Below are 21,668 nucleotides of genomic sequence, written 5' to 3' on the forward strand. Positions count from 1 at the left end.
CGTGCTGCCTCGGAATGGCCGCCCGGAGAGTGCAGTTATGCCCAGCATGAAGATTGAGATCTGGTCAGACGTTGCGTGCCCATGGTGCTACATCGGCAAGCGCCGCTTCGAGAGCGCCCTTGCCACGTTCGAGCACCGTGATTCCGTGGAAGTGACATGGCGCAGCTACCAGCTGGATCCCACCCTGCCGGAGCACTATGACGGGACCGAGCTGGAGTATCTGAGCACACGTAAGGGCATTGCGCCGCAGCAGGTTTCGCAGATGTTCCAGCATGTCACCGAGCAGGCCAAGGGCGAGGGCCTGGACTACCGGTTCGATTCGGTGGTGGTAGCGAACAGCTTCACCGCCCACCGCCTGATCCATCTTGCAGCTGCCCACGGCAAGCAGGATGAAGCCAAGGAGCGCCTGCTCAGCGACCACTTCGAACACGGCAAGGACATCGGCAGTCGCGAGTACCTGACCTCCCTCGCCCTGGACCTGGGCATCAACAGGGACGAGGTGGAGGAACTGTTCACCACGGACAAGTACGCCGCGGACGTCCGGTCAGATTTCGAGGAAGGCCGCGCGCTGGGCATCAGCGGCGTGCCGTTCTTCGTGATTGACCGGAAGTTCGGCCTTTCGGGCGCCCAGCCTGCCGAAACGTTCACTGCAGCCCTCAATGAGGCGTGGCAGGCCGCCAATCCCCTGGTGCTGGTCAACTCCACCGACGGCGACGCCTGCGGACCGGACGGCTGCCAGGTCTAGCCGGCACCTGCCGCCAGGCAGCGGGACGTTTACTGACACTTCGCGGTAAAGTGTCTGTATGCCCAGGATTTCAGCGGCCAGCAATGCCGAGCAGCGCGCGGAGACGCAGCGCCGCATCCTCACCGCCTTTGGTGAGCTCCTCTTCTCCCATGGGCTGCCCGGGCTGACCATGACCGATGTTGCCCGGCACGCCGGGGTGGGCCGGACCGCCGTCTACAACTACTACGCGGACATTGAAGAGCTCCTGATCTCCTACGCGCTGGATGAGACCGAAAAGTTCCTGTCCGAGCTGCGCGATGCCCTGGGCCGCCTCGACAATCCCGTGGAGCGGCTGGCACTGTACGTCCGCGCCCAGGTGGTGGACCTCAGCCGCCGCCACCTCCCCCCGGGACCTGCGATGGGGGCCGTCCTGTCGCCGTCGTCCTTCGCCAAACTCGCCGACCACGTGGGTGAGCTGAGCGTCCTGCTGCAGGGCATCCTGCGCGACGGGATGGAGCAGGGCTACCTTCCCGTGGCCGACGTGGGCCAGCAGGCGCAACTGATCCTCGGGACCCTCTCGTCCAGCGCGGCGCGGGGCAGCGACGAGCCTGCGGAACTGGAAGCCCGCGTGGCCCGGACGGTGCGGTTCATCCAGCTGGGTGCGGGAGCGAGGTTCGACGACGCCGGCCGGCCGGTCCGCGTTGCCCCGCTTCCCGCCGTGGCCCGCTAAGGGATTCTTCAGCGGGTGGGCGCCGCCGAGGGCATGACCGGCCATTTGTCCTCATCGGCGACGCGGCGGCTTTCACGCGGGCAGCTGAGCGTGCCCGGCGTCTGGTCAACGAGCTCCGGCGGAGCCAACGCCTTGTAGTCCTGGGCCAGGATCACGTCAACGCTGCCGTCGGTCCTGCCGTCCTGGAAGTAGTCCGAGCCCGGCAGGTTGCGTTGGACGCTCAGCGCCGCGGACTGTCCGGCCGGACCTGAAACCACCGCTGCGATGCCCCGGTAGCCGGCCTCGGTGTTCGCCACCGCGCCCACCACGAACTTCCGCGCGACAAACTCGTCGGCCACGGTACGCGCCAGCCCGGGCCGGTTGGTGGCGTTATAGACGTTGAGGTTGATTTCGCCGTGAGGGGTGTAGTCAAAGGTGCCGGCCGGGCAGGAGGAGACCGTGTCCTCTGCCGGTTCCGCGGCGGGAATCTTGAGCCGTCCGTTGATAATGGCCAGCGCCGTGATGATGGCGGCGGCGATCAGTCCGATGAGGAGTACAAGCACCACGCCGTGAAGCACGCGGCGGCGCACCCTGGCGGTGTCATCGGCGTCGTGCCCTGCCTGGAAGGTGGCCCTGAGCTCAGGGCCGGTGACAACGTGGTGGCCGTGGAGGACGCTCGCGTCCTGCTGCTTCTTCCTAGCCATCTATGACCAGCACACGGGCGTGGATCGCCGTGCGCTGGTGCAGGGCGGTCCGGACGGCGCGGTGCAGGCCGTCCTCAAGATAGAGGGTTCCCTGGTACTGCACGACGTGTGGAAAAAGGTCGCCAAAGAAGGTTGAGTCCTCGGCGAGGAGCGCCTCCAGGTCGAGGGTGCGCTTGGTGGTCACCAGTTCGTCGAGCCGGACCGGCCGGGGCGGCAGCGCAGCCCATTCCTTGGGAGTGTTGTAACCATGGTCAGGGTAAGGGCGGCCCTCGCCCACAGCTTTGAATATCACCATGCCACACTAGGCACCCATCGGTTCCAGCGAAAGTATCCGGCACGCCCCGGGGAAGGTTGTAGCCAAACAGTGACCATGTGTCACACGCGGTGATCTTCCCGGAGCGGGCCAGGAGTTTACGGCCCTGCTGACAGAATGGAGCCATGACAGCAACCGAGTTCACTGCTTCCTCCGCCCCTGGTGTCCGCGTGCCCGCCACGCCGCCCCTCGCGCTGCTGCTGGACGTGGACGGCCCCGTGGCCAGCCCCGTGACCCGTGACGTGAAACAGGAAATCATCCTTGACCTCGTGGGCCTGGCTGCAGCGGGCATTCCTGTAATTTTCAATACCGGCCGCTCGGATGCCTTCATCCGCGGGCAGGTCATGGAGCCGATGATCGCCGCGGGAATGCCGGCCGGCACCATCATCCACGCCATCTGCGAAAAGGGCGCCGTCTGGTTCAGCTACACCGCTGCCGGCCCCGGCCCCATCCACGTGGACCGTGAACTGGCCGTGCCCGCAGCCTACGGCGACGACATCCGCCGCATGGTGGCCGAAGACTACTCAGCGCATATGTTCTTCGATGAAACCAAGCGGGCCATGGTGTCCGTGGAACAGCACATCGAGGTTCCCAACGCCGAATACCTGGACGAACAGAAACTTTTCGACGCCGACGCCATGGAGCTGATGGCCCGCCACGGCCTGGGCGTGGTCCGGCTGGACCACCACGCCCCCAACTCCGACGACGAAGTGGACTACCGTGTGGACCCCACCATCATTTCCACCGACATCGAGTCCGTGCGGCTGGGCAAGGACCTGGGTGCCAGCCGGGCCGTGGAACTGCTGGCCGCCCAGGGGATCACGCCGCAGGCCTGGCGGACGGTGGGTGATTCCCGCACGGACTACGCCATGGCAGACTGGCTCCACCACAACGACCACGAGGTGAAGCATGTGGACGTCCGCCCGGCGGACGGTGTTCCGGACAAGCCCTACGACGTCCTGACCGCCGTGGACCTGGGACTGGATGCCTCAGTGATCCACGACGACGCCGGCGGCGCTTTCCTGCGCAGCTGGCGGGAGGCGCTAGGCGTCTGAGCCCCTTCCGCGGCCGGGTGAGCCCGGCCGGAAACCTTCCGTTTCCACCGCGCGGCTATCATGCAGGTAGGAAGGCTTACTTACTTTGACCAGCTCGGAGAACATCATTACAGAAGCACCGGTACAGGACGAGGTCTACTACGGCAGCCAAGCGTCCGTAGAAGAACAATTTCATGCAGAGGTTACGTCTGCGGCGGCGGAACAGCGGCTCAGGCACCGAGCCGATGTACTCAGGCACAAGGGCCGCTACGCCCTGATCAATTACAACAGGACTCCTTACCAGGCCATGGTGGAGGACCTGCTGTTCCTGCGCAATGTCCTGGTCAGTGCAGATCTTGCCTACCTCTTGGTCCGCGGCAACAACGACCGGCCCGTGCTCGCCCTGGACTGGAAGGACCGGAAGAAGCTCCGGGCTGCCCTGGTGGCGGCCTGCCGGGACGAGCCGTTCTACTCCATGACGGTGGATGCCAAAAAGAAGACCTCCGTACTGGTGGCAGACGGCGAGCTCTCCTCAAACCGGCAGGCCCGCATCTTCCGCTTGTACCGGCCCCGGGTTGAACCCGTGGGCGGCTTCGAATTCGGTGCCTCCGCCGGGGTGCAGATCGAGCTGTGGTCCTTCGAAGGCGAACAGCTGATCCTGCCTATCGAGAATTCCCTCACGCGCCGCACGCTGCTGCGCCAGGACGCCGTCCGCGGCACCGTGGAGCGCTACGGCCACACCTGGCCAACCATTGAGAACATGTTCGCGGACCATGCCAGCGACATCAGCTTCGACATCGACTTGGTGTTCTCCTGGGTGGACGGCAGCTCGCCCGAATACATCGCGGCCCGGCGTTCGCAGCAGCAGGGCGTGGTTTTGGGTGAAGGCGACGACCACGAAGCCCGGTTCCGGCAGATTAACGAGCTCAAATACGCGCTCCGGTCCGTCTACATGTTCGCGCCGTGGATCCGCCGCATCTTCATCGCCACGGACTCCCCCGCGCCCGCCTGGCTGGCGGACCACCCGGCCGTCACCATTGTCCGCAGCGAAGAGTTCTTCGCCGATCCTGCCGTACTGCCCACCCACAACTCGCAGGCGGTGGAATGCCAGCTGCACCACATTGATGGGCTGTCAGAGCATTTCCTGTACTCGAACGATGACATGTTCTTCGGCCGTCCCGTGGGCCCGGACATGTTCTTCACCCCGGGCGGCATCACCAAGTTCATCGAGGCGGAAACCCGGATCGGTCTGGGCGAGAACGCCGCTGAGCGCAGCGGCTTCGAAAACGCGGCCCGGGTCAACCGGAAACTGCTGTGGAACCGCTTCGGACGGATCACCACCCGCCACCTGGAGCACACCGCGGCCCCGCTGCGGCGCAGCCTGGTGGCGCAAATGGAGCAGGAGTTCCCTGAAGAGTTCCGGAAAACGGCAGCCAGCCGGTTCCGCGCGGCGGACAACATCTCCGTCACCAACTCGTTCTACCACTACTACGCGCTGCTTACCGGCCGGGCCGTCACCCAGACAGCGGCCAAGGTCCGTTACGTGGACACCACCATGCGCGCCGGGCTGAACTACCTGCCCAAGCTGCTGGCCAAACGAAATATGGATTTCTTCTGCCTGAACGACGGCAGCTTCCCTGAAGTCGGGGCGGACGAGCGGGCCGAACTGGTGACGGACTTCCTGGAAAAGTACTTCCCCATCAAGGCGCCCTGGGAAAAGTAAGGGCCTGGGGCAGGGTCCGCACCGCCGTGGCGGCGCGGATCCTGCCGAACCCTTCGTACCGTCCCGGTCAGTGGCAGCCCTTTTAGTGGCTCGTGGGCTGGCCTTGCTTAATGCTGCTCCGCTGCTTCGCAGTTTCGGGGATCCGGATGCCTGCGGCAGCCAGCCGCCGCCCTGTCTCCTCCGGGGAAACATACTCGCCCACCGTCGTCGCACTTCCCAGCGGGACTACCGAGTGCACGATGGTGTGCTCGTAAACGTGCACCAGGTTAAACGACTGCCCGGCATCCTGCCCGCGGGAACCGCCCACGGGGACGTTCAGGTCCTGGGTGTAGCAACTGGCGGAGGCGACCGAAACGGGGACGCCCGCAAAGCTCGCTGTGGTGGAGTAGTGCAGGTGCCCGGCCAGGATGGTCCGGACGTCCGAGTCCCGGACCACCGCTGCCAGGGAGGCCTGGTCCCGAAGCTCCACCAGGACCGACAGGTCCAGGACCGAGGGAACAGGCGGATGGTGGAGCGCCAGGATGGTGCCGTCCGGAGCAGGGGTCTCGAGTTCCTGCGCCAGCCAGTCCAGCTGTGAGTCATCAAGTTCGCCATGGTGGAAGCCCGGGACTGACGTGTCCAGGGTGATGACGCGCAGGCCGTTGATGAAGTAGCTGTGGTCCAGCGGGTCGTCGTTGCCGGGCTGGTCCAGGAGGCCCTTCCGGAGGTTCGCCCGGTTGTCATGGTTTCCCATGGCCCAGATGACTTCCGCGCCGAGTTCCTCACAGGCAGGCTCAACGATGGCCCGGAGCTTCACGTACGCTTCCGGATGGCCCTTGTCTGCCAGGTCTCCGGTGAAGATGACGGCTTCCGGCTTCGCGCCGGATGCCTTGACCTCATCGAAGAGCTGGATGAGCCGTTTTTCGCTGTCTACGACGCCGTAGAGGGGATCCGGACCTCCCAACAAGTGGGGATCACTCAGGTGGAGTAGGAAGTGGCGTGGCCGGGGATGTTCGGCCTCGATGTGCTCCATTGCTGCCTCTGTGGTCGGTGGGAAGCCGTTCTTCCCTTCTACCCTTCAGTAATCTTTATCCAATCAGACATTTGGCAAACTTGGGGTGAATCGCCGAAGCCCGTGTGGAAAAAGCTAAAAGAACTGCGCTTTCCTGGTGTTAATTCGGGAAAGCGCAGTGTCAGCCCAGGGCGCTTTCGACGGCGTCGATAACTTCCGCTGAGTCCGGCTCAACAGTCGGGGCAAAGCGGGCCACCACTTCGCCGTCCCGGTTGACCAGGAACTTCTCGAAGTTCCATTTCACCAGTCCCGGCAGCAGCCCCGTCTTGAATCTGGTCAGCTCGGCGTAAAGCGGGTGCTGGTCCTTGCCGCGGACGTCGGCCTTGGCTGTCAGGGGGAAGCTCACGCCGTAATTCCGCTCGCAGAACTCGGCGATTTCGCTGTCGCTGCCCGGCTCCTGGCCGGCGAACTGGTTACAGGGGACGCCCAGGATTTCGAACCCGCGGTCGCGGAACTTCTCATACAGCGCCTCAAGCCCGGCGTACTGGGGTGTCAGGCCGCAGTTGGATGCGACGTTGACCACCATCACCACTTTCCCTTTGAACCTGCCGAAATCAGTCTCGGTTCCATCGTTCAGGGTCAGTGGGATCGGGTACAGGGGTGTCACAGGCTGCGTCCTCAGGAAGTTGTTCATACATGGAATTCGTGGCCAACGGCTCAGGGTACTGGTCCGGGCTGGACGTTTCCTGTGCAGGCTGCACAAGGCACTGCTCCGGCTCCTTCGCAGCAGGAGTTTCCCCCGGATCAGAGGGCTGGGTGGGTGCCGGCGAAGGCGTCTGTTCCGGCGGTGTCGGGGACGGCGAGGCCTCAGTGGACGACGGCGAGGGTGAGGTTGCCGGCGCCGGAGCGGTTACCGGCGTCGTTATGGAGGTCGTCGGGGACGGCTCACTGGGCGACGGCGCTGGCGGTTCAGTCGGTGAGGCAGTCGCAGTGGGTGTGGGCGTCGGGGTTGGTGTTGGTGTTGGTGTCGAGGTTGTCTCAGGCGCCGAGGGTGTCGGTGACATAGAGGGCTCAGTCGGTGACGGCGTCGGCGTCGGTGTCGGTGATACGGCCGGCTCACTCGCCGACGGTGTCGGTGTCGGTGACACGGCCGGCTCACTCGGCGTCGGTGACGGTGACACGGCCGGCTCACCCGGTGACGGCGAAGGGGCACTAAGGGCAGGCACGCCCGCCTCCAATGGCGGCGGTGCCGGCGTCGTAGGCGTTCCGGCACCACCCACACCTACATGGTCATCCGGACCAAAGCCGACCGGAATGATCCACTGCAGCCACCCCAGTGGGGAACCGCTGCCGGGGGCATAGTTTTGCAGGTGTTCTGCGCCGTTGCCGGCAAGGGGACGCGCCGGCAGCAGTTCCCACGTCAGCGGAGTGACGTGGCGCCCGTTGAGGATCGTCTCGAAGTGCAGGTGGCACCCGGTAGACCATCCCGTGGTTCCCAGCTCGGCGATGAACTGGCCCACATTGACCTTGTCGCCCGTGTGCACAGCAATAGCGTCCAAGTGGTTGTAGGTGGTGACCAGGCCGTTGCCGTGGTCGATCTCCACCCTGTTGCCACCGCCCCACGCGTGCCAGCCTGCTGCCCGGACCACTCCCGAGTCCGCCGCATACACCCTGGTTCCGCACGGCGCCGCATAATCCTGGCCGAGGTGGAAGTCTCCGGCGGCCCCGGACAGTGGGCTCACCCGGTGACCGAAAGGTGAACTGGAAACCAATAGTTCAAGGGGCGCCCGGAGGAAGCCGGCAGGGGGCCTGTCCAGCCCTGCGTGCCCCACCGACAGCGGCAGGGAACTGTCGCCGGTGTAGCTGCCCAGCGCCGGACGGGGAAAGGAGACCAGTGCTGAGGGATCTGTGACGATGGTTGTCTGCAGGCTGCCGGCGCCCACAACCCCGGACGGCAATTCGCCCTGGCGTCCGGACACCGCCACGGCCGCACCAGAGCCGGCGGAGATGGCAGCCATGCCGGCCGGTCCCGCCGCCGTTGACGTCACATCCGCTGCGGTTCCCGAGAGGTTCAGGGCCCAGATGGAGAGGGCAAAGGCGCCCGTGGCCGCGGCGGCGCGCATCAAGGCACCATGTGGACGGCGCGGCTCAACGTGCTTATCCGGTCTCCGATGATTCCCCAAAATACTGACTCCAGAACAAGATCTACCGCCCGCTGTCATGACAGTTCTCCCATGGGACCACATGGCAGGAAGCCTGTGAACCCCGTAGCGTGACCCGGGTCAAATAATTGAGCAAACCTTGCGGTGTATGCTGCCCCTGCCCCCAAGGGTCTTACCGTGGGCAACAATGGGGTATGCGCAGTTTCCTTCGGAAATGGCAGGACGAACTCAAGAAGACGTTCACCGGCAGGGCCGATGCGGTCCCTGACTGGGTAACGAAGCTGGCTGAGGGGGAAGACCCCGGCTACCATCTCCCGGGCTCGGCAGTGTGGGCGGTGCACGGCTCCATGTCTCCGATTGTGGCCGGAATCCGGACGCTGCTGATGCAGTCCCTTCACCCCGGCGCCCTTGCCGGCGTGCACGAGCACTCCAACTTCCGCGACGATCCCCTCGCCCGCCTGGCGGCGACCATCCGATGGATCTTCACCGTGACGTACGGATCCAAGGCCGCTGCCGAGGAAGCTTCCCGGCGGGTGCAGCGCCTCCACGAGCCGGTCCAGGGCAAGTTCGTGGACAATTCGGGGGTCCAGCGCGAGTACAGCGCCAATGATCCGGAACTGGCCGGCTGGATCCACATCGCGTTTACGGACGCATTCCTTACAGCGCACAAATTGTGGGGCGGTCCCATTCCCGGCGGCCCGGATGCCTACATCCGCGAATGGGCGCAGGCGGGGAGGCTGATGGGCGTCCAGGATCCGCCGCTGAGCGAAGCTGACATGCGGGCGCAATTAGACCGGTGGTATGAGAGCGGTGAGTTGCGGATGGACCGCCAGGTGGCTGAAACGGTGTCCTTCATCCGTAACCCGCCGCTGAGCCCGATGCTCCGGCCCGGGTACCGTATTCTTTTTGCCGGCGCGGTTTACAGCCTGGAGCCCCGGTACCGGCAGATGCTCGGCCTGTCCTTGCCACGGCTGGGCCCGTTCCCGCTCCCGGTGAGGTTGGCCACCAAGGTAGTGCTCGGCGTCGTACGCCTTGCCCTGGGCAGGCGCGGCCCAAGTGAACTTGCAGCGAGGGAACGCCTTCGCCGACTGGGCTACGCCGAGGGTCGAACTCCCCAGTGAACGCCTGGCCGCCTAAAGCATCCCAACGCCCCATCACCTCCTAATGAGGTCCGACGGCGGTGCTGCCGCGGCAGCGCGCCTTCGATGCCACCGGCAGAGCCCACACGTGATGTAAGGTTCCCCGATGTGTGGCAGGACGTGATGGAGCGTCGTGCAATTCCTTGCAGGAGGTGGTGGAGCACCAGGGATCTGCACCCGCAGTCCAAATGGCCCTTGAACCGCCGGGCCGTGCGGGTTCAGCGGCAAACGAAAGAACCCGGTCCCAACGATGCGGGACCGGGTTCCTACCGGCGGAGAATGGGGGATTTGAACCCCCGAGGGCGTTAACCCAACACGCGTTCCAGGCGTGCGCCATAGGCCGCTAGGCGAATTCTCCAACTGCTTCTGAATCAAAAGCAGGTACTAGACTACCTGATGTTTTCCGCTTCGCCCAATTGACGCTCGCGGGCCCGATTTCCCGGCTGGCCGGCCGCTCCCGGAAGCTTGCCGCCCGGGCTTAACCCAGAAATGGACGCCCCCAACGCGCCCATTCCATCGGAACCCCGTTGAGCTGCCGGGTCCGGCTCCGTTCAGCCAGGCCTCGCAGCTCACAATCTTGAGATTGCCCCAATCGGTGTACATACCCATGATCGTGTCTGGCGGCCGGATAAGCAATGGATTTCCCGGCCTTTGCGGTAACGGATGGGGAACTATGGGAGGCATGAACGAACTGCACGCCCTGGTGTTTTACGTTCCGGTCACGCACACGGAACGGGTCCTGAAGGCAATTGGTGACGCTGGCGCCGGCCGGATCGGAAACTACTCGCACTGCTCCTTCACCTCCCGGGGAACAGGCCGTTTTACTCCACGTGACGGTGCGAACCCCTACCAGGGGCGGCCGGGCATTCCGGAGGAAGCTGCCGAGGACAGGGTTGAATGTGTGGTTGAAGGGCCGTTGCTGCAAAGCGTAGTGGCGGCCTTGCGGGCCGCGCATCCGTATGAGGAGCCCGCGTTGATGAGCTGGAAGGTCGAGGCCTGGCGCCCGCCGGAGGCCGATTCGAGTCGTGCCTGAACTTCGGGTAAAGTAACTGGCGGCCCCTCATGTGGCGTCATCCTGTTGAACTCCCCCAGGACCGGAAGGTAGCAAGGGTAAATGGGCTCTGGCGGGTGCATGGGGGGTCTTTACTATTCCCCCACAGGGCGGCAGACTGTCAGCCCGGATTGGTAGGGTTTTCTCTGTGACAGTTACTACCGCCCTGTACCGCAGATACCGTCCAGACTCGTTCGCTGACGTTATCGGGCAGGAGCATGTCACCGAGCCGCTGATGACGGCTTTGCGGAAAAACCGCGTCAACCATGCTTACCTGTTCTCCGGCCCCAGGGGCTGCGGCAAAACCACCTCCGCCCGCATTCTGGCCCGTTGCCTGAACTGTGCCAAGGGCCCCACGGACACCCCCTGCGGCTCCTGCCCCAGCTGCGTTGAGCTTGCCCGCGGCGGGTCCGGGTCCCTGGACGTCATCGAGATTGACGCCGCCAGCCATGGTGGCGTGGACGACGCGCGTGACCTGCGCGAGCGGGCCACGTACGCCCCGGTGCGGGACCGCTACAAAATCTTCATCATTGACGAAGCCCACATGGTTACCTCGGCGGGGTTCAACGCGCTGCTGAAGATCGTAGAAGAGCCACCGGAACACATTAAGTTCATCTTTGCCACCACGGAGCCGGACAAGGTCATCGGCACCATCCGCTCCCGGACGCACCACTACCCGTTCCGGCTGGTGCCGCCGGAGCCGCTGATGGCTTACCTGGAACTCCTGTGCAACCAGGAGAACGTTCCGGTGGCGCCCGGAGTACTGTCACTGGTGATCCGTGCCGGCGGGGGTTCCGTCCGTGACTCCCTATCTGTCCTGGACCAGCTGATGGCCGGTGCCGGGCCCAACGGCCTGGACTACGAGCTTGCCGTAGCCCTCCTGGGCTACACCCACGCGTCGCTGCTGGATGATGTTGTGGAGGCTGTGGCCGCCTCGGACTCCGCCACCGTTTTCCGCGCCGTTGACCGGGTCATCCAGACCGGCCATGACCCCCGCCGGTTTGTCGAGGACCTGCTGGAGCGCTTCCGCGACCTCATCATCGTCCAGGCCATGCCGGAAAGCGCGCAGACCATTCTTCGCGGCATGCCGGCGGACCAGATTGCGCGGCTGAAGAACCAGGCCCACAACCTGGGCACCGCCGAGCTGTCGCGCGCCGCGGACGTCACCAACACAGCCTTGACCGAGATGACCGGCGCAACCTCCCCGCGGCTGCACCTGGAGCTCTTGTGTGCCCGCATCCTGCTGCCCAGTTCCGAGCAGAACGAGCGCGGTATGGCGGCGCGGATTGACCGCGTGGAACGCCGGCTCAACTACGCCGGAAACGACGTCGGTGCTCCCGCCGTTGAGCCGGGTCACCAGCCTGCCCCTGCTGGTCACGCCGTGCCCGTTGGGGACACCGCATCAGCTACTCCGCCAGCCCCCGCCTCTGTCCCCGGTGCTGCCCGGCCGGAAGCCGCCAGCCCTGCGCCAGCAGTGCAGAAACCGGCACGGACGGGACCATCAAGCCCCGCGCCTGCCGCGGCCGAACCGGGCGCCGCGCATGCTTCACAGAATGCGGCGCGTCCTGCGGGAGCAACGGGTCCGGGCGGCACGCCAGCGGCCGCCGCTTCACCAGCTGATGGTGAAACCCGTGCGCCGCTGACCGCGCCCCGCGTGAGCACCAGCGATTGGCCGGTCGAGGGTTCCGCCGGAACCTCGCCTGCCCCTGCTGGTTCGTGCCCGGCCCCCGCTGACCCGCGCTCCGACGAGCGCAATACGCCTGACGTACGGCCCGAGCCCGCCCCGGTTCAGCCCGTCCAACCCGCTCAGCCGGTTCAGCCCAACCAACCCGCTCAGCCGGTTCAGCCCAACCAACCCGCTCAGCCGGTTCAGCCCAACCAACCCGCTCAGCCGGTTCAGCAGGCAACCGTTCCTGCCGGGCAGACGCAACCTGGCCCGGCTTCCGCGGGGCCCGCTGCCTCCGCTCCCCCGGCGGCCATGGGCGACGTGGAAGTGCTGCGCCGCGCCTGGCCGGACGTCCTGCAGACCCTGACGAAAATCAAGCGCAGCACCTGGGCGCTCGTTGAGCCGAACGCCCAGGTGAGCGCCTTCGACGGACAGACCCTTACCCTTTCGTTCACCACGTCCGGACTTGCGGGCGCCTTTGGCCGGGCAGGCCATTCGGAAAACCTCCGGCAGGCAATCCACAAGACTGTGGGCATTGACTGCCAGATCACCGCCGTGGCCGGCAGCGGCGGCCGGACGAGCTCTGAACCAAACCCAAAAGCACCCGCTAGCCGGCCTGCCCCGGCAACGTCAGCCGATGTTGCCTGGGGACTGGCTCCCGCCGCCCCCGCAACCGCGGCGCCGGAGGCACCAGCACCATCCGGTGCTGCTACGGCTCCCGGCCAGGGGCACGCTCCTGGAAGCGTTGCGGGCCAGCCTGGAATCAATACCCCAGGGGACCGCCCTGCAGCGTCGGACTCTGGACTTCACCAAGGGGTGAACGTCCAGGGCGCCTCCGCCACCGATGACATCGCAGCCCTTACGCCAGCCACCCGCCCGGCCCAACCGGCGTCCGCAGCTCCGGCAGCACCTTCAACTCCGTCCCCTTCGATTCCGGTCCCGTCACCCCAACCGGCGGCGGACAGTTCCGCCGCACCTTCGGCCCCCGCCGACCCGTACAGCGGCGCCGCCGGCGACTACTCGTACTCTGACGACGACTGGGGACCGCCCCGGGACGAGGACGCTCCACCGCTGGATGAAGAGCCTCCCCTGGACTGGGACCCTTCGGCGCGTTCGCAGCCCCGCTCCACCCGGGGCGGTTCGGCGGGCCAGCCGAGCCGAGACCCGGGGGCAACTGTTCCATCCGGCGCTTCAGCCGCGGGAAACCTGCCGGCCAGCCAACCCGGAACCCGGCCAACCCCCGGTACCCCCGCAGGGACCGGAACCGTGCCGGCGACGCCCTCCACCGGAGGGGATGCACCACACGATCCGTGGACCCGCGCTGTGGAGCAGGCACCGGGCGTCTGGGTGGTTGGGGAAGAGAGCAACATCGGCAAACTGGCGGCTGCCGTCGTCCCGGAAAAGGAACCTGCCGTCTCCGCTCCAGCGCACCATTATGAGCCCGCTACTGCGCAGATTCCCCCGTCCATCCCGGTCACCAGCACGGCGTCGGCCGTAGACGCCGAGTGGGGCCTGGCAGCACCGGCCTCATCGGCGCCACAGGCAACAGGCCACGGCAGCGAACCCTCCCGGCCTGCCCCGGAACCGGCTCGAGAGTTCGCCATGGCGTCAGCCGCTCCCGCGGCAGCGCCAGTTACGGCAGCACGGCAAGCTACCGTTGCCCCGCCTGTACCTGCGGTGCGGCAAGCTCCCGCGGCCGCGGCGGCACCTGCTGCCCCACAGGCGCCGACCGCTCCGGCGGCGTCCCCTGCCGCGGCCGGAACGCGGCAGAGCCTTTACCAGCGGCTGTCCAACAGTCCGGAGGCGGAGGCAGGCCGGGCAAAAGCCCCTGCCCGGACGGTCCCGGCCGAGGCCACCTACGTCCAGGACATCCCGAGCCCCGACGATGAGACCATTGAGGCATCCGGCGTCTTCGGCCGTGCCGCGGTGGAACGTATCCTCGGCGGGAAGCTGATCGAAGAACGCTCACTCGACGGCAGCCCCGTCCCGCCCCGCTACTGATCCAACCACTATCCACCCCTAGCTAAAGAGGAAAACGTGTACGAAGGTGCTGTCCAAGAGCTGATAGACGAGCTCGGACGCCTTCCCGGCGTGGGCCCCAAATCCGCACAGCGGCTGGCGTTCCACATCCTTGAAGCGGATCCGCAGGACATGAAGCGGCTGGTGGAAGCCATCACCACTGTGAAGGAACGGGTCAAGTTCTGCACCGTCTGCGGCAACGTGACCGAGCAGGAACTCTGCAACATCTGCCGCGACCCCCGGCGCGATCCGGCAGTGATCTGCGTGGTGGAGGAATCCAAGGATGTACTCGCCGTGGAACGCACCCGGTCCTTCCGGGGCAGGTACCACGTACTGGGCGGCGCCATTAATCCCATCGCCGGCATCGGTCCGGAACAGCTGCGGATCCGCGAACTCCTCACCCGGTTGAACGACGGCGCCATCCAGGAAGTCATCATCGCCACCGATCCCAACCTGGAGGGAGAAGCAACGGCCACCTACCTGGCCAGGATGCTGAAAACCATCGGGATCACCGTGACCAGGCTGGCGTCCGGGCTGCCCGTTGGCGGCGACCTCGAATACGCGGACGAGGTCACGCTGGGTCGGGCCTTCGAGGGCCGCCGCAACGCCCTCACCTAAGCCTGGGCACAAAAAAATGGGCCGGAGTGGAATCACGCCGCTGGTCACTGACCGGCTCGTCCTGCGGCTGGTCGAGGGCTCGGACGAGTCCGCCATCCACAGGTACCGCAGCAACCCCGCCGCCACCCGGTACCTCTCCCACGAACCGCTCTCCGTCGAGGCCAACCGGAAAAGGCTCACAGAGCTCCTGGCCCTTGCCGAGGCATCCACCGGCACCTGGTTCAACTACTGCTGGGCCATCACACTCCGGCAGTCCGGAGAGGTAATCGGGGATGCCCGCACCTGGAACAGCACAGCGGTCTCAGAGCCGGGTGTACTCGCCCCGGGAATGCATCCGGCCGGACATGCTGCCCTGGCCTATGTGCTGCATCCCGATCACCACCACCAGGGTTACGGACGTGAGGCCGCAGCCGCCCTCGTGACCTGGCTCTTCACCCAGCGCGGAATCAATGCCGTTGCAGCTGCAGTCTATGAACCAAACAGCCCCTCCATCCGGCTCCTGCGGAGTCTTGGCTTCCAGAGTGACCCGGTTCTTCCTGTGGACCGGGATCGGGCAGGCAAGGGCCTCCCCTTGCTGATGTTCCGGCTGGACCGTCCGGATTCATCCCCCTGAGGCGGACTTGTTCCCGGCGGTCCTGGAACCGCCGGCGAGGAACAGCCCGCCCATGGACAATTGCACTGCGATACCTACCGCTGCCAGCGGCAATTCCGTTGCCGTGCGGTCGCGTTCCTGGCCCTCCACGCAGGGGACCTGGGAGCCGTCAGCCGCGTTTTGCATCTCCCCCGGCAGCCACACCAGGGCGCCATCCTCGGAACCGGACCCGGCCGCAAGCAACCCGAAAAGGACCAGCGGATTGCTCGCAGCTATCCAGACGATCCGCTCGGTGTGATCGACCTCGGTAAAACCCCGCAACTCGGGCAGGCATTGCCATGACACCAACCGCCCGGAGTCGTCGCGTTCGATGTTTACCGCCACAAGGACGCGTTCGGTGGTCCGCACGGTGGGAAGAAGCGCCGCAACGGCAAGGACATTTCCCACCAGGAGCAGGAAGGCCGCACTCCACGCCACAACCCGGCCCGTGGTCTTGCTGAACCACCACACTGTTCCCGCCCCGACCGCAGCGAAGACCAGGACCTCCAGGAAGACCAAGGCGGCCGCGACTCCGGCGACCGCCGGCGATGACTTCGTTGCGTAAGCAAGGGCAAGCAGGAACAGTGCAACCAGCACGGCAAAAACCGCACCGCGGCCACAAGCCACGGCCCAGTGCAGGAACGGCCCGGCAGCCGGATGCTCCCGGATTGCCTCCGTCATGCCCGGGCGGCGAGCCCACGTAAGGGCCAGCACGCAGGAAACCACAACCAGTATGGCCGCCGTGAGAATGCATGCACCTCCGGCGGAATCAGGCGGAACGCGGCCTCCGTTCGCCACCATCAGCACTAACAGCGCAGCACCCAGCGAGGCCAGGAGAATCGCGGCCCCCTGCCACCAGAACCGCCCCGACCGGACAAACCCGGCGATCTCCACTAAGGCTTGGCCCAGGACTACCCGGGCGGCACCCGGTCCCCGGGACACATCGCCGTCGTCCCCGGCAGCCTCAGGGTTCAGCCTGCCCGCCCCTATGACCTCGTACACAGGTTCTTCGACGCGCGGGCCTTCGTCCTGCCGTTCGTCACCAACCACAGTTCAACCCCATCTACAGCAAAAGGCCCGGTCCGGGCAGCCACGGGCTAATCCCATGGTGGTCCGCCCGGCCGGGCCTGTCCACAGGAGCAGCTAAGCGATGCGGGTTCCCCGCGCCAGCCTGTGGGCGGGTGTGCGCAGTGCACGCCAGCCCAGCCACATCAGGAGTGCGGCGACCACCAACTGCAGGCCCAGTCCGAGGGGCCACAGCGGGGTGGACTGCGCCAGGTACCGCGGCTTGACCTCGCCGTTCGCGCACGGGTAGGTCTCCTCCGGCCCGGCCATGGCATAACGTGCGCCCTGGCTGATGTTCTCTATTGCCCCCACGGATGTGTAGTTGCGCTCCTGCGAACGGTCCTTGTACGGGATCGCATCGGCCACCACCACGTAAGGATTCATCGCCAGCAACCAGGCCACCCGTTCGGTCCGCATCGCAGGCTGTTCCTGCAGCGGTCCGGAGCAGGTGTACTCCGGCTCCACTGGTCCTTGCTGGACTGCCTCCTGGGAGAGCGGCTCATAGGCCCGGTACTGCGCCTGGTTGGCCATGATGGTGCCCTGGGTCAGCCCGGTTCCCAGGCCAAAAGCGATCAGGGTTCCCACGGCAAGACCCGCCACGGCCAGGTAGGTGACCACGATCGAAAACAGCGGCCGTCCGGCGAGCGCCGAAATGCCAACCCCGATGGCGCAGACAACTCCCACCTCGACGGCAAGCATGAGCAGCGCTACCAGCACATGGCCTGGAGTCATGCCGCCCAGCGCCACCCCGATCACCAGGAAGGGTGTGCTGGCCACAAGGAAGGCCAAGGCTGCTGCCCATGCCGCCACGAATTTTCCCCACAGGATCTGGCCGGGCTGCAGCAGCGTCACCTGGAGGATGGCCAGAGTCCCGCCGGCCCTGTCACCGTTAACGGCGTTGGCGGACAGCGCCGGGGCAACCAGCAGCGCAAAGAGCAGGACAAAGGCCAGGACAACCTCGAAGATCATTGAACCTGGGCCGGTGTCCGGCGGCGGCACGTAGCCGGGGTAACCGCGCTGCGCCTCCTGGGTGGCATTCCAGCTGGCCCAGGTCAGCCAGGTCACCAGGCCGGTGAGGGCAAACCAGATGGCCAGCATGATGTACCAGCCGCGGGACCGCAGCCGCTGCTTGAGCTCAAGCACCACCACGTCCCGGATGCCGGGCAGGTAGCCGCCGGTTGTCCTGCCGCGGGTGTCCTGCCGGTCTTTTGTTGCGTGGCTCATTGCAGCTCCCCCTCAAGGCTCATGTAGGTCTCTTCCAGGGCGCCCGTTGCCGGGGCAAAGGAAGTTACCCCGACGCCGGCAAGCACCAGATCGCGCAGCAGCCGCTCGGCGCCGTTATCACTGCCCAGCATCAGGCTGACCGCGGGACGGCGTCCGTCCTCCCGGCGGAACGCCAGGCCCAGCTCCCCAAGTTTGGCAGCGAGCGCTTCCGTGTCGGAGGCAGTGATGGCATACCGGCGTCCTGACGCCGCAGCCTCCTCAGTGGTTTGCTGCCTGACGGTACGGCCCTTATTAACGAACACCGCGCCGTCGGCAATTTCATCAAGTTCGCTGAGCACGTGGGACGAAACCACCACTGCCTTGCCCTCAGCCGCCAGTTGCCGCAGCATCAGCCGAAGCTCCACCCGGGAACCGGGGTCCAGGCCGGACGCCGGTTCGTCGAGCAGAAGGACGGAAGGGTCATGAATCAGGGCCCGCGCCAGGCTGAGCCGCTGCTGCTGCCCGCGCGAGAGCACCCGCGCCGGCTGGTCTGCAAGGTCATCAAGCCGGACCCGTTCCAGCAGCTCAGCAACCCGCCGCCCGATGCCCTCCGCCGGAAGCCGGTAAAAGCGTGCCATCTGGGTGAGGATTTCACGGGCGGTCAGCGACTCCCACACGCCCAGGGTGTCCGGCATCCAGCCCACCCGGCTGCGTACTTCCGCCCTGTCGCGGCGCGGATCGAGCCCGCCCACACTGATGCTGCCTTCATCGGGCGCCAGCAACGATGCCAGCATGAGCAGCAGCGTGGTTTTGCCGGCCCCGTTCGGCCCGATCAGCGCGGTCACCTTGCCCGCCGGGGCATGGAAGTCCATATGTTCGACAGCGTGGACCGCGCCGAAGCTGCGGCTCACCGCACGCGCCGTGATGCCGCCGTCGGGCTCCCGGCCTGCCGTGCTGTCCGGTAATTCAGAAATCATTGCCATATTGTGCGCACCTGTCCCCCACAGTTTTTGATGCATGCTGACACTTTTGAGCGTACGCCCGCGGACAGTGCCGGCACGCCCCCGAAAGGCCAGGATTCGGTCACAATTCAACCCCTGGCCGCGGGCGGCGATAAACTGGTGCGAAGAAGTCGCGCCAATCATGGCGTTAGTTCCCCCGGGTCAGGGCCAACACAGCGTTACTGCTGCCTGGCCGGACTCCAATCGATCCAGTGAAGGTTCGCGCATGAGTACGCCCACTACCGAAGTGCACAACGCAACGCAGCCGCAGGAGCTGCCCGCCGGCGGCGCCGTGACCAAACAGCTCATCGTGCAGAAGTTTGGCGGATCCTCCGTGGCGGATGCCGATGGCATCAAGCGCGTGGCAAAGCGCGTGGTGGACGCCCAGATTGCCGGCAATGAAGTGGTCGTGGTGGTCTCGGCCATGGGCGATACCACTGACGAACTCCTGGACCTTGCCGCCCAGGTGACGGACTCCGCCCCCGCCCGCGAAATGGACATGCTGCTGTCCGCCGGAGAGCGCATCTCCATGGCCCTGCTTGCCATGGCCATTAACAAGCTGGGCGCCTCGGCCCAGTCCTTCACTGGTTCCCAGGCCGGCATGATCACCGACGGCATCCACGGCAAGGCCCGGATCATCGACGTCGACCCCCACCGCATTCGCACAGCGCTGGACAAGGGAAACATCGCCATCGTGGCCGGTTTCCAGGGCATGAGCCGCGCCACGAACGAAATCACCACGCTGGGCCGCGGCGGCTCGGACACTACTGCCGTGGCCCTGGCGGCAGCCCTTGAGGCCGACGTCTGCGAAATCTACACGGACGTGGACGGCATCTACACGGCAGACCCGCGCGTGGTTCCCTCCGCCCAGAAGATCGACAGGATTTCCAGCGAGGAAATGCTTGAACTCGCAGCCTCCGGGGCCAAGATCCTGCACCTTCGCTGCGTCGAGTACGCGCGCAGGTTCGGCGTGCCGCTGCACGTCCGCTCGTCATTCAGCCAGCACGAAGGCACCTGGGTCATCCCCAGCGCCGAAGACAAGATCACCACACAAGAGGGAGTTGCCTTGGAGCAGCCAATCATCTCCGGCGTTGCGCACGACCGTTCCGAAGCCAAGGTCACCGTTGTTGGTGTTCCGGATATCCCCGGCAAGGCTGCCGCCATCTTCCAGGTCATCGCCGACGCCCACTCCAACATCGACATGATTGTGCAGAACGTGTCCACGCACGGCACCGGCCGGACGGATATTTCGTTCACGCTGCCCATCGTGGAAGGCGCCGACGCACTGGCGGCCCTGCACGCAGCACAGGACCAGATCGGTTTCGAGACCATCGAATACAACGAGCAGATCGGCAAGCTGTCCCTGATCGGCGCGGGCATGCGCTCCCACCCGGGCGTGTCGGCCACGTTCTTCAAGGCGCTCTCGGATGCGGGCATCAACATCAACATGATCTCCACCTCGGAGATCCGCATCTCCGTGGTCACTCATGCTGACCTGCTGGACGAGGCCGTGCGGGTCATCCACCGGGCTTTCGAGCTGGACAGCGAGAACGAAGCCACGGTGTACGGCGGCACCGGCCGCTAGCCGCTCCCTGCACCACAGGCCTTGCAAAAAAATGCACTGGTGGCGGACTCAGTCCGTTACCAGTGCATTTTGGTCTGACCTCAGCAGCGCTGCCCGCGTCAGGCCTCTTTCTCGAGGTCTTCGCGGCGTACCGCGTAGTGGTGTCCTGACGTATCGGTTTCCACCACAAAGTGCGTCAGTTCCTCCTCCGAGGCCTGTTCGAACTCGTCATGCTTGTGTACCACAGGCGAACTGGAGTCCAGCCGGGTGGCGGGGCCAAAGATGAAGCGGAGCCTGTCCGTCAGGCTCATGAACCCATCGACGATATGTGCCACTGTTTTCCACCCCCTTCCCGCGTGCCGGGGAAAGAGCATTCCAAGGAGAAACCTGGCGGAGCCAGTGCCCTTATTTTACGCCCGGCATCCTGAAAAGGATCTGCAGCCGGGCAGAACAAGGTGCAGGTTGTAACAGCTGCCGGCCCGGCGATGGCCCGGCGGCGGAGTCAGCGAAGCGACTGGTCCTCGGGATTCCGGGGCACCACATAGGTGCTGCCGTCGGCACGCGTGACTGTCTCCCACTGCAGGGTCTCGGCCTCGCGCTGCGCCAGGAGCCGCTGGTTCTCCTCCGTCATGTCATGGACCAGGGACGAACGGTTGGCGGGGCCAAAAACGGCCCGCAGCTTGCCGGTTGCCCGCATGAAGCGCTGCGAAGCGTTTCCCTTGCTTCCCGAGCTTGCCTTACCCATGAACCAGATCCCTTCCACTACCCTCGTACTGACTACAGTGTACGCTAATGATTAGTGCACTAACAATTGGAGGCCCTGATGAATCCTGCAGCCGGAACCGCCACCGCAGCCGGCACTTCCACCCGTGCCGGGACGGCCGGCGCGGACACCCCGCAGGAGGATGACCTGCTGCTGGAGCATCAGCTGTGCTTCGCCCTGACCGTTGCCGCCCGCAGCGTGGTGGGAGCCTACAAGCCGGTGTTGGAGAAAATGAACCTCACCCACCCGCAGTACCTGGTGATGCTCTGCCTTTGGGAATCCAGTCCCCGGACCGTGCGGAACATCAGTGATGCGCTCGCGCAGGAACCGGCCACCATCTCGCCCCTCCTGCGGCGCCTTGAGGCATCCGGCCTGATTTCCCGACGGCGGGTGGATGGCAACGAGCGGGCCCTTGCCGTTGACCTGACCCCAGCAGGTGCAGCGCTGCGGCAGGAGGCGCTCAATGTTCCCGGAACGATGATGGAGCGCCTGGGCCTGACGCGGGACCAGGTAGGCGAGCTGCACGCGTCCATGATGGGACTCATTGCCGCAACCTCCCAGGCCCCACGGTCTTAGCCGGGCGCAAGG

The 21,668-nt window shown here is 65.7% G+C and carries 21 protein-coding genes, 1 tRNA gene, 1 other RNA gene and 1 pseudogene; 13 read left to right on the forward strand and 11 right to left on the reverse strand.

The window, feature by feature from the left end; all coding sequences use genetic code 11:
- The first annotated feature begins 46 nt into the window (after positions 1 to 46).
- Complete coding sequence (locus ARTSIC4J27_RS17365; protein WP_050056925.1) at positions 47 to 745, forward strand: DsbA family oxidoreductase; 699 nt, start codon at positions 47 to 49, stop codon at positions 743 to 745.
- A 58-nt stretch (positions 746 to 803) separates the two neighbouring features.
- A complete protein-coding gene (locus ARTSIC4J27_RS17370) occupies positions 804 to 1,454 on the forward strand; it encodes a TetR/AcrR family transcriptional regulator (protein ID WP_050056458.1) in 651 nt (216 codons plus the stop codon).
- Positions 1,455 to 1,462: 8 nt separating this feature from the next.
- On the opposite strand, the gene ARTSIC4J27_RS17375 is transcribed toward ARTSIC4J27_RS17370, so the two are convergent.
- Both ARTSIC4J27_RS17375 and ARTSIC4J27_RS17380 read right to left on the reverse strand, forming a co-directional pair.
- Positions 1,463 to 2,137 carry a LytR C-terminal domain-containing protein gene (locus tag ARTSIC4J27_RS17375; protein WP_050056459.1) on the reverse strand — a complete coding sequence of 225 codons (675 nt, stop codon included), beginning with the start codon at positions 2,135 to 2,137 and terminating at the stop codon, positions 1,463 to 1,465.
- Positions 2,130 to 2,429 carry a type II toxin-antitoxin system VapB family antitoxin gene (locus ARTSIC4J27_RS17380; RefSeq protein WP_170850843.1) on the reverse strand — a complete coding sequence of 100 codons (300 nt, stop codon included), beginning with the start codon at positions 2,427 to 2,429 and terminating at the stop codon, positions 2,130 to 2,132. The genes ARTSIC4J27_RS17375 and ARTSIC4J27_RS17380 overlap by 8 nt, the downstream gene beginning before the upstream one ends.
- A gap of 146 nt (positions 2,430 to 2,575) precedes the next feature.
- On the opposite strand from ARTSIC4J27_RS17380, the gene ARTSIC4J27_RS17385 reads away from it, so the two are divergent.
- Complete coding sequence (locus tag ARTSIC4J27_RS17385; RefSeq protein ID WP_050056461.1) at positions 2,576 to 3,505, forward strand: hypothetical protein; 930 nt, start codon at positions 2,576 to 2,578, stop codon at positions 3,503 to 3,505.
- 286 nt (positions 3,506 to 3,791) lie between these two features.
- Entirely contained in the window at positions 3,792 to 5,207 is a 1,416-nt protein-coding gene (locus ARTSIC4J27_RS17390) for a stealth family protein (protein WP_050056926.1), read from the forward strand.
- Positions 5,208 to 5,289: 82 nt separating this feature from the next.
- Here the strand turns inward: ARTSIC4J27_RS17390 and ARTSIC4J27_RS17395 are convergent, their stop codons facing one another.
- Together ARTSIC4J27_RS17395 and ARTSIC4J27_RS17400 are read right to left on the reverse strand one after the other, a co-directional pair.
- Complete coding sequence (locus ARTSIC4J27_RS17395; protein WP_050056462.1) at positions 5,290 to 6,219, reverse strand: phosphodiesterase; 930 nt, start codon at positions 6,217 to 6,219, stop codon at positions 5,290 to 5,292.
- A gap of 160 nt (positions 6,220 to 6,379) precedes the next feature.
- Complete coding sequence (locus ARTSIC4J27_RS17400; RefSeq protein WP_200900854.1) at positions 6,380 to 6,892, reverse strand: glutathione peroxidase; 513 nt, start codon at positions 6,890 to 6,892, stop codon at positions 6,380 to 6,382.
- 2 nt (positions 6,893 to 6,894) lie between these two features.
- Here ARTSIC4J27_RS17400 and ARTSIC4J27_RS22965 point away from each other — a divergent pair, with 2 nt between their 5' ends.
- Positions 6,895 to 7,560 carry a hypothetical protein gene (locus tag ARTSIC4J27_RS22965; RefSeq protein WP_050056463.1) on the forward strand — a complete coding sequence of 222 codons (666 nt, stop codon included), beginning with the start codon at positions 6,895 to 6,897 and terminating at the stop codon, positions 7,558 to 7,560.
- 74 nt (positions 7,561 to 7,634) lie between these two features.
- On the opposite strand, the pseudogene ARTSIC4J27_RS22275 reads toward ARTSIC4J27_RS22965, so the two are convergent.
- Positions 7,635 to 8,444 (reverse strand): annotated as a pseudogene (locus ARTSIC4J27_RS22275) (M23 family metallopeptidase); the annotation flags it as partial.
- Between the two features lie 110 nt (positions 8,445 to 8,554).
- Between ARTSIC4J27_RS22275 and ARTSIC4J27_RS17410 the strand changes: the two are divergent.
- A complete protein-coding gene (locus ARTSIC4J27_RS17410; RefSeq protein ID WP_050056464.1) occupies positions 8,555 to 9,481 on the forward strand; it encodes an oxygenase MpaB family protein in 927 nt (308 codons plus the stop codon).
- A 291-nt stretch (positions 9,482 to 9,772) separates the two neighbouring features.
- Here the strand turns inward: ARTSIC4J27_RS17410 and ARTSIC4J27_RS17415 are convergent.
- Positions 9,773 to 9,857 (reverse strand) — tRNA-Ser (locus ARTSIC4J27_RS17415).
- A gap of 324 nt (positions 9,858 to 10,181) precedes the next feature.
- Between ARTSIC4J27_RS17415 and ARTSIC4J27_RS17420 the strand changes: the two genes are divergently transcribed.
- From ARTSIC4J27_RS17420 to ARTSIC4J27_RS17435, 5 genes are all read left to right on the forward strand, one after another.
- Positions 10,182 to 10,532, forward strand: coding sequence for a hypothetical protein (locus ARTSIC4J27_RS17420; RefSeq protein WP_050056928.1), 351 nt, complete (start codon positions 10,182 to 10,184; stop codon positions 10,530 to 10,532).
- Between the two features lie 18 nt (positions 10,533 to 10,550).
- Positions 10,551 to 10,647, forward strand: an RNA gene (gene ffs / locus ARTSIC4J27_RS22280) — signal recognition particle sRNA small type.
- A 51-nt stretch (positions 10,648 to 10,698) separates the two neighbouring features.
- Positions 10,699 to 14,217, forward strand: a complete 3,519-nt coding sequence (locus ARTSIC4J27_RS17425; RefSeq protein ID WP_083435521.1) for a DNA polymerase III subunit gamma and tau — start codon at positions 10,699 to 10,701, stop codon at positions 14,215 to 14,217.
- A gap of 36 nt (positions 14,218 to 14,253) precedes the next feature.
- On the forward strand, positions 14,254 to 14,853 hold the full coding sequence (gene recR, locus ARTSIC4J27_RS17430) for a recombination mediator RecR (RefSeq protein WP_050056466.1): 600 nt from the start codon (positions 14,254 to 14,256) through the stop codon (positions 14,851 to 14,853).
- Between the two features lie 16 nt (positions 14,854 to 14,869).
- Positions 14,870 to 15,466, forward strand: coding sequence for a GNAT family N-acetyltransferase (locus tag ARTSIC4J27_RS17435; RefSeq protein ID WP_050056467.1), 597 nt, complete (start codon positions 14,870 to 14,872; stop codon positions 15,464 to 15,466).
- Here ARTSIC4J27_RS17435 and ARTSIC4J27_RS17440 read toward each other — a convergent pair.
- The 3 genes from ARTSIC4J27_RS17440 to ARTSIC4J27_RS17450 form a co-directional block, all read right to left on the reverse strand.
- Positions 15,455 to 16,534 (reverse strand): hypothetical protein, encoded by a 1,080-nt coding sequence (locus ARTSIC4J27_RS17440; protein WP_050056468.1) that lies wholly within the window; start codon positions 16,532 to 16,534, stop codon positions 15,455 to 15,457. The two genes, ARTSIC4J27_RS17435 and ARTSIC4J27_RS17440, sit on opposite strands and share 12 nt — an antisense overlap.
- A gap of 93 nt (positions 16,535 to 16,627) precedes the next feature.
- The gene (locus tag ARTSIC4J27_RS17445; RefSeq protein WP_050056469.1) at positions 16,628 to 17,773 is read right to left on the reverse strand and encodes an ABC transporter permease; all 1,146 of its coding nucleotides are present in this window, start codon (positions 17,771 to 17,773) and stop codon (positions 16,628 to 16,630) included.
- Positions 17,770 to 18,735: an ABC transporter ATP-binding protein gene (locus ARTSIC4J27_RS17450; protein WP_050056470.1), complete on the reverse strand. Its 966-nt coding sequence runs from the start codon at positions 18,733 to 18,735 to the stop codon at positions 17,770 to 17,772. Before ARTSIC4J27_RS17450 ends, ARTSIC4J27_RS17445 begins: the two co-directional genes overlap by 4 nt.
- Before the next feature lie 244 nt (positions 18,736 to 18,979).
- Here ARTSIC4J27_RS17450 and ARTSIC4J27_RS17455 point away from each other — a divergent pair, with 244 nt between their 5' ends.
- Entirely contained in the window at positions 18,980 to 20,338 is a 1,359-nt protein-coding gene (locus tag ARTSIC4J27_RS17455) for an aspartate kinase (RefSeq protein WP_050056471.1), read from the forward strand.
- A 98-nt stretch (positions 20,339 to 20,436) separates the two neighbouring features.
- Here ARTSIC4J27_RS17455 and ARTSIC4J27_RS17460 read toward each other — a convergent pair whose 3' ends face one another.
- Together ARTSIC4J27_RS17460 and ARTSIC4J27_RS17465 are read right to left on the reverse strand one after the other, a co-directional pair.
- On the reverse strand, positions 20,437 to 20,652 hold the full coding sequence (locus tag ARTSIC4J27_RS17460; RefSeq protein ID WP_050056472.1) for a hypothetical protein: 216 nt from the start codon (positions 20,650 to 20,652) through the stop codon (positions 20,437 to 20,439).
- Positions 20,653 to 20,819: 167 nt separating this feature from the next.
- The gene (locus ARTSIC4J27_RS17465; protein ID WP_050056473.1) at positions 20,820 to 21,062 is read right to left on the reverse strand and encodes a hypothetical protein; all 243 of its coding nucleotides are present in this window, start codon (positions 21,060 to 21,062) and stop codon (positions 20,820 to 20,822) included.
- Between the two features lie 78 nt (positions 21,063 to 21,140).
- On the opposite strand from ARTSIC4J27_RS17465, the gene ARTSIC4J27_RS17470 reads away from it, so the two are divergent.
- Positions 21,141 to 21,656 carry a MarR family winged helix-turn-helix transcriptional regulator gene (locus ARTSIC4J27_RS17470; RefSeq protein ID WP_235436744.1) on the forward strand — a complete coding sequence of 172 codons (516 nt, stop codon included), beginning with the start codon at positions 21,141 to 21,143 and terminating at the stop codon, positions 21,654 to 21,656.
- The last annotated feature ends 12 nt before the right edge of the window (positions 21,657 to 21,668 follow it).

Origin of the sequence: Pseudarthrobacter siccitolerans (assembly GCF_001046895.1) — a bacterium.
GTDB classification, from domain to species: Bacteria; Actinomycetota; Actinomycetes; order Actinomycetales; family Micrococcaceae; genus Arthrobacter; species Arthrobacter siccitolerans.